This window comes from Leucobacter sp. NPDC077196 (genome assembly GCF_040687075.1).
Classification (GTDB): Bacteria; Actinomycetota; Actinomycetes; order Actinomycetales; family Microbacteriaceae; genus Leucobacter.
The window spans coordinates 120251-126887 of the sequence record NZ_JBFBML010000001.1 but is presented as its reverse complement, the minus strand read 5'-3'; the positions used below and the strand labels follow the sequence as shown (position 1 = coordinate 126887).

Genomic DNA, 6637 nt, shown 5'->3' with positions numbered 1-6637 from the left:
CGCGCGGCGAGCCGATGGAGCCCGCGACATCGGAGTCGGTTCGCAGGCCGACTCGCGGCGCAGCGAGCGAAGCGAATGGAGCCGCCTGTCGGACTTGCCCGCCGCGCCCTGAGCAACGCGTCAGCGTTGCGCGCGGCGAGCCGATGGAGCCCGCGACATCGGAGTCGGTTCGCAGGCCGACTCGCGGCGCAGCGAGCGAAGCGAATGGAGCCGCCTGTCGGACTCGAACCGACCACCTGCGCTTTACAAGGGCGCTGCTCTACCAGATGAGCTAAGGCGGCATGGGGGCGGACGATTGCTCGACCGCCCCGACTATCTTACTCCGTGTCAGCTGACTCGTCGCTCGACGAATCCTGCTGCTCGAGTTCGCTCTTGACCTTCAACAGGTACGACTCGAGGTCGCCGTCGCGGCTCTGGCTCCACTGCTGACCGTTCACGATGACGGTCGGCGTGCTCACCAGGCGCTGCGGTTCATCTGCGCTCTGCAGCGTAACGCCGTCGGCGCCCAGCATCTGGGCGCCCTTGGCGAGTCCCTGTATGCCTTCTTCGCTGACCTGCTTGTAGTTCGCGGAGATGAAGCTCGCGAACGTGCGGTCCTTCACGCACTGGCGCAGCTCGGTCGTCGCTTCGGCTCCGGCGGCCTCGGCCTGCTCGATGAGCTGCTCATCCGTGAGTCCGGTGGTGCTCTCTGCGGGCTGCACATCAGCGCTGAGCAGCGCGGTGTTCAGCTTGAACGCGTGATCGGGCTGCTGGTCGACGACGCAGGTGAACAGGTTCGCGGCGCGTGTCGAGTACTTCGAACCGAGCGACGCGTTGTCGAGGAAGTTCAGCGGGTAGATCGTCAGGTCGACATCCCCGGCTCCCACGTAGTTCTCGAGCATGGTGCCGTACTGCTGCTCGAACTGACCGCAGAAGGGGCACATGTAATCGGAATAGACCGTAACGTCGACGGGAAGCTCATCGCGATTCACCTCGGGAGCCACGCGCTCGTCGCCGGGCTGCAGTGCGGGGCCGGTGACCACCTTTAGGTCTTTCGTGAACGTGGCGCCGCCCGATGCCATGTTCTCGGGGCCCGGGCCGGCGGGTTTGATCGACTGCGTCAGCACGAGCGCGACGATCGCGAGCACGGCGATCACACCGACGGCGATGCCGCCCTGCAAGAAGAGGCGGTTGCGCTTCTCTCGCTTCTTCTCTTGCTCGCGCGCTGCCGCGGCTTCGACGCGCGCCTGGGCTCGACGCTCGTTCTTGGTGGGACGGGGATTCGTCTCGTTTGCCATGGATGTTCTCTCAGTCGGTCCGCCGAGGCGGATCACGGATCAGATCGGAGGGCGCAAGCGCCTTACTTCTTCTTCGGGGAGCGGCGATCAGCGCGGTTGGTCGCACCATTGCCCGACTGCTGCCCGAATGCGCCGCGCGGTTGCGGTGCCGTCTTGCCTGCCGGGGCCTTCGGCGATTCGGCCCCGCTGACGGCAGGAGCCCCGTCTTCATCAGGAGCGCTGTAGCTGAGCTTCGACTGATCTGTCGCCTGCTCGGCCTCGAGCCCGCCGCCTTCCAGGTGCACGTGATCCTGCGGACCCTCGGCGGGTCGCACCTTGACCTCGAGGTTGTAGAGCAGCCCCATGGACTCCTCCTTGATCTGCCCCATCATGCCCTCGAACAGGGTGAAGCCCTCGCGCTGGTATTCCACGAGCGGATCACGCTGCGCCATCGCGCGCAGGCCGATGCCCTCCTTGAGATATTCCATCTCGTAGAGGTGGTCACGCCAGCGGCGATCGATGGTGGCGAGCACAACGCGCCGTTCGAGTTCGCGCATCGCCTCGGAGCCGAGGGTCTCCTCGCGATTGACGTAGGCGACCTCTGCGTCGGACAGGATCTCCCTGCGCAGGAAGGCGCGATCGACACGACGCGCTCCGCCGGCCTCGGCGACGAGTTCGTCCACGGTGAGCCCGACCGGGTACACCTGACGCAGATCGGTGAAGAGGGCGTCGAAGTCCCACTCGCCATCGTGACCGTGGGAGTCGAGGATCGCGTCGATCGTCTGCTGACGGAAGGCATCGATGCGCGGTTCGATCTCTTCGCCGTCGAGAATCTGCTGACGATCGCTGTAGATCGCCTTGCGCTGCCGGTCGAGCACATCGTCGTACTTCAGCACGTTCTTGCGAATCTCCGCGTTCCGCTGCTCGACCTGACTCTGCGCGCTCTGGATGGCGCGAGACACGACCTTCGACTCGATCGCGAGGTCGTCGGGGAAGCTGTCGCGGTTCATCAGGGCAGCTGCGGCACCCGAGTTGAACAGGCGCATGAGGTCATCGCCCAGCGAGAGGTAGAAACGGCTCTCACCCGGGTCCCCCTGACGGCCCGAGCGGCCGCGCAGCTGATTGTCGATGCGCCGCGATTCGTGGCGCTCAGTGCCGAGCACGTACAGGCCGCCGACCTCGATGACCTTCGCCGCCTCGCCGTTGACTGTCTCCTTGACGGCTGCGAAGACGTCGTCCCACGCCGCTTCGTAGGCGTCCGGATCGTCTTCCGTCGAGAGCCCGCGCGCGGCCATCTCCTGCACCGCGAGGAACTCGGCGTTGCCGCCGAGCATGATGTCGGTACCGCGACCCGCCATGTTCGTGGCGACCGTCACCGACCCCAGGCGACCTGCCTGGGCGATGATCGCCGCCTCACGCGCGTGGTTCTTCGCGTTGAGCACTTCGTGGCGCACACCGGCTTTTGCGAGAAGTCGAGACAAGTACTCGCTCTTCTCCACGCTCGTGGTGCCGACCAGCACGGGCTGGCCCTTCTCATACCGCTCGGCGATGTCGACGACGACCTGCGCGAACTTCGACTCCTCGTTCTTGTAGACGAGGTCGGGCTGATCCTTGCGCTGCATCGACCGATTGGTCGGGATCGGCACGACGCCGAGCTTGTAGGTCGACATGAACTCGCTCGCCTCGGTCTCGGCGGTACCCGTCATGCCAGAGAGCTTCTCGTAGAGGCGGAAGTAGTTCTGCAGCGTCACCGTGGCGAGCATCTGGTTCTCGGCCTTGACCTGCACGCCCTCCTTGGCCTCGATCGCCTGGTGCATGCCTTCGTTGTATCGGCGACCGGCGAGAATGCGCCCCGTGTGCTCGTCGACGATGAGCACCTCGCCGTTGAGCACGACGTAATCCTTGTCGCGCGTGAACAGCGCGCTCGCCTTGATCGAATTGTTCAGGAACGAGATCAGCGGGGTGTTCACCGATTCGTAGAGGTTGGTGATGCCGAGGTGATCCTCGACCTTCTCGATGCCGGGCTCGAGCACGCCCACCGTGCGCTTCTTCTCATCCACCTCGAAGTCGACGCCGGGCTCGAGCTTGCGCGCGATGCGCGCGAACTCGGCGAACCAGCGGTTGGCCTCGCCCGAAGCCGGCCCGGAGATGATGAGCGGTGTACGAGCTTCATCGATGAGGATCGAGTCGACCTCGTCGATGATGGCGAAGAAGTGCCCCCGCTGCACGCGCTCCGACGATGCGGAGGCCATGTTGTCGCGGAGGTAGTCGAAGCCGAATTCGTTGTTCGTGCCGTACGTGATGTCGGCGTTGTACTGCTCGCGTCGCATCGCCGGATCCTGGCCGGATACGATGCAACCCGTCGTGAGCCCGAGCGCGCGGAAAACGCGGCCCATGAGTTCGCTCTGATAGCTCGCGAGATAGTCGTTGACGGTGACGATGTGCACGCCCTTGCCCGCGAGGGCGTTGAGGTAGGCCGGCATCGTCGCCACGAGGGTCTTGCCCTCACCGGTCTTCATCTCAGAAATGTTGCCGTGGTGCAGGTTCGCGCCACCCATGATCTGCACGGGGAACGGGTTCAAGCCGATCGTGCGCTTCGCCGCCTCGCGCACTGCCGCGAACGCCTCGGGGAGCAGGTCGTCGAGCGTCTCGCCCTTGTCGAGCCGCTCGCGGAACTCCGTGGTCTCCTCGCGCAGCTCCTCGTCGCTGAGGTCCGCGAAGGTGCTCTCCAGATTCGCTACGAGTTTCGCCTGCCGCTCGAGCTTCTTCAGGATGCGCCCTTCGCCGACGCGAAGAAGCTTCTCGAGAACTGTCGCCACGTTGTCTCTCCTGTACGTTCGGCGCGGTGTGGTTTCCCATGATTCGGGATCACCGCCGTTGTCAAATTGTGACAACTCCTCAGCTTAGCAATTGCATGCTCACTCCCGGCTGAGGAGATGCCAATATGGAGGAACGATACGTCATGACCCGCCGAACTGCGGGTGCTCGCATCGGAGATCAGTAACGGGAAGGCCGGTATGCCGCGATCCGCGGGTGAGATGCTCGTGGTGCTGCCCACGTACAACGAGCGCGCATCACTGTCGGCTGTGGTGCTGGGCGTGCAACGCTACCTGCCCTCGGCGCATATCCTCATCATCGACGACGGCAGCCCAGACGGCACCGGCATTGCTGCCGACGAGATCGCAGCGCGCGACGCCCGTGTCGAGGTGCACCATCGCCCTGGCAAGCTCGGGCTCGGTACCGCATACGTGCACGGATTCGGCGCTGCGATCGCCGGCGACTACCGCTTCGTCGTGGCGATGGATGCCGACGGGTCGCATCTTTCGGAGGATCTGCCGGCGCTTGTCGCGGCTGCCCGCACTGGCGCCGGGCTCGTCATCGGCACGCGATGGATTGCTGGCGGGCGCATCATCAACTGGCCGATGTACCGCCGCTGGATCTCGCGCGGTGGAACCTGGTTCGCCCGCGCGATACTCCGCTCGCGCTTGCACGACCTGACCAGCGGATTCCGGGTCCTCGAGGTCGACTGGCTGCGTCGAATCGACCTCGACGCACTCGACTCGCAGGGGTACGGCTTTCAGGTCGAGACGGCCTGGAGGCTCGAACGGCTCGGCTGCCCAATTGCAGAGGTGCCCATCACGTTCGTCGAGCGCGTGGACGGCCGCTCCAAGATGTCGCTGGGCATCGTGCTCGAGGCATTCGCCAATGTGATGCGCTGGGGATTGAAGTCGCGCCGCACACACGACTCCGCCGGCTGAGCGGAACGGAGCTGACACCGCCCGACGACGATGCGCTCCGCTCAACTCAACCGGCGGCGATTCGTGGCGCACTCAGTCCGTTTCGGAAAGCGAGATCACCCCGTAGTTCCATCCTTTGCGGCGGTACACCACGCTCGGGCTCCCGCCCTCCTCTTCGATGAAGAGGAAGAAGTCATGACCCACGAGTTCCATCCGATCGACGGCGTCCTCAGTCGACATGCGCTCCGCCGGGAACTCCTTCGTGCGGATGACGACCGGCGAGTAGTTCTGCTCTTCCGAGTCGACGACCGGCACTTCACCCGTGGCGACGGCCTCGAGCACTTCGAGGGGCGCAGGGGTGACATCGATGGTCTCGAAGTCGTTCGCTGCAGCATCTGCCAACGAGGTGCGGCCGCGGCCGCGGCGATCCTGTCGTTTGTCTTTCATGCGACGGATGCGTTCGAGCACTCGTCCATACGCGATATCGAACGCCGAGTACTTGTCCCCTCCGGCGGATTCCGCGCGGATCACGGGCCCGGGACCGATAAGAGTGATTTCGACGTGATCGCCGTGTTGAGGGCTCCGGTCGCTCTGTCTGGAGACTCTCACTTGGAACGCCTGGGCCCGGGGCAGCAGCCCCTCCACTTTGTCCGTTTTCGCTTCGACGTAGCTCTCGAAGCGATCGGTAATCCCGACGTTCTTGCCGCGGATGTTCACGTCCATGGTGACCCCCTTGGATACTCGGGCGGGTGTGCCATCTGGCGCACCGTTACGCCTTTCTCGAACTCTACTCCACTCGCACGACGCGTTTCCACCCGATCAAGATTTCACCCGCGACTTCGCAGGAACGCCCGAGGCATCCTGCCGTTCGGCGACGCACAGAGCGACCATGACCGCGACCTGCGCGCCCGCCTGTTCGAGCGCTTCCCGGGCGGCGCGCATGCTCGCGCCCGTCGTGATGATGTCGTCGACGAGCACGATGTCGCGGCCGCGCACGAGACGACGGGCGCTCCGCTTGATGGCGATTCGCCGCGCGTTGCGCTCTCGCTCTGCTGCCCGCAGCCCCACCTGCCCGATTCTGCCCCGTGTCGTGCGCAGCACGCGGGCCCGCAGCGCGGGTGCGCGTCGACCGCGCAGCGCCGCAGCCACGAGCACGTCGAGATGACGGTACCCTCGTCTTCGCACACCGGCGGGGCGCGACGGCATGGTCACGATGAGTGGTGCAAGGAGGGCGCGGGGCGTGCGTTCCGTCGCGAGCCGCACCGCACTCAGCAGAGGTGCGCGCAGTTCGGCGCCCAGCATCGCGCTGAAACCGACGCGTCCGTCGTGTTTGAAAGCCACCAGCACGGCGCGGAGCGGACCCTCGTAGCTTCCCCGCGCGAGACACGTCACGCCGTCGAGTTCGCGTGACATCACCTCGGGCGGCTCGCTCAGCCGCTCACGGCAGGTGCGGCAGCAGTCCCGGTCAGCGGCGCCGCACGCCACACAGGAGGTCGGCCACACCAGGGCGGAGAGGTCCAGCATCAGCTCGCGCAGCCGTCGGGCGGGTGAATCTGCCATGCCCCAGCATGCCTCGGGCATGCGGCGCCACCGAGGCGAGACCGTCGTTCGGTGGAGAACTTCGAACCCCCGTCAGCGTGCCCT

General features: G+C 65.5%; 5 protein-coding genes and 1 tRNA gene. 1 reads left to right on the top strand and 5 read right to left on the bottom strand.

Annotated elements, in window-relative coordinates; all coding sequences use genetic code 11:
• Window positions 1-205: 205 nt before the first annotated feature.
• The 3 genes from AB0O71_RS00510 to secA all read right to left on the bottom strand — a co-directional run bounded on the left by AB0O71_RS00510 (window position 206) and on the right by secA (window position 4075).
• Window positions 206-281, bottom strand: a tRNA-Thr gene (locus tag AB0O71_RS00510).
• Between the two features lie 36 nt (window positions 282-317).
• A complete protein-coding gene (locus tag AB0O71_RS00505) occupies window positions 318-1277 on the bottom strand; it encodes a thioredoxin domain-containing protein (RefSeq protein ID WP_363740675.1) in 960 nt (319 codons plus the stop codon).
• A gap of 62 nt (window positions 1278-1339) precedes the next feature.
• On the bottom strand, window positions 1340-4075 hold the full coding sequence (gene secA, locus AB0O71_RS00500; RefSeq protein WP_363740672.1) for a preprotein translocase subunit SecA: 2736 nt from the start codon (window positions 4073-4075) through the stop codon (window positions 1340-1342).
• A gap of 198 nt (window positions 4076-4273) precedes the next feature.
• Between secA and AB0O71_RS00495 the strand changes: the two genes are divergently transcribed.
• Entirely contained in the window at window positions 4274-5014 is a 741-nt protein-coding gene (locus tag AB0O71_RS00495; RefSeq protein WP_363740669.1) for a polyprenol monophosphomannose synthase, read from the top strand.
• A 72-nt stretch (window positions 5015-5086) separates the two neighbouring features.
• Here AB0O71_RS00495 and raiA read toward each other — a convergent pair whose 3' ends face one another.
• On the bottom strand, window positions 5087-5716 hold the full coding sequence (raiA, locus tag AB0O71_RS00490; protein WP_363740666.1) for a ribosome-associated translation inhibitor RaiA: 630 nt from the start codon (window positions 5714-5716) through the stop codon (window positions 5087-5089).
• Window positions 5717-5812: 96 nt separating this feature from the next.
• On the bottom strand, window positions 5813-6553 hold the full coding sequence (locus AB0O71_RS00485; protein ID WP_363740663.1) for a phosphoribosyltransferase family protein: 741 nt from the start codon (window positions 6551-6553) through the stop codon (window positions 5813-5815).
• Window positions 6554-6637: the final 84 nt, after the last annotated feature.

What these genes read in the sequence shown, in the direction of transcription:
- raiA (WP_363740666.1), bottom strand. Translation starts at nt 5,716, where the DNA reads ATGGACGTGAACATCCGCGGCAAGAACGTCGGGATTACCGATCGCTTC.
- AB0O71_RS00485 (WP_363740663.1), bottom strand. Translation starts at nt 6,553, where the DNA reads ATGGCAGATTCACCCGCCCGACGGCTGCGCGAGCTGATGCTGGACCTC.
- AB0O71_RS00495 (WP_363740669.1), top strand. Translation starts at nt 4,274, where the DNA reads ATGCCGCGATCCGCGGGTGAGATGCTCGTGGTGCTGCCCACGTACAAC.
- AB0O71_RS00505 (WP_363740675.1), bottom strand. Translation starts at nt 1,277, where the DNA reads ATGGCAAACGAGACGAATCCCCGTCCCACCAAGAACGAGCGTCGAGCC.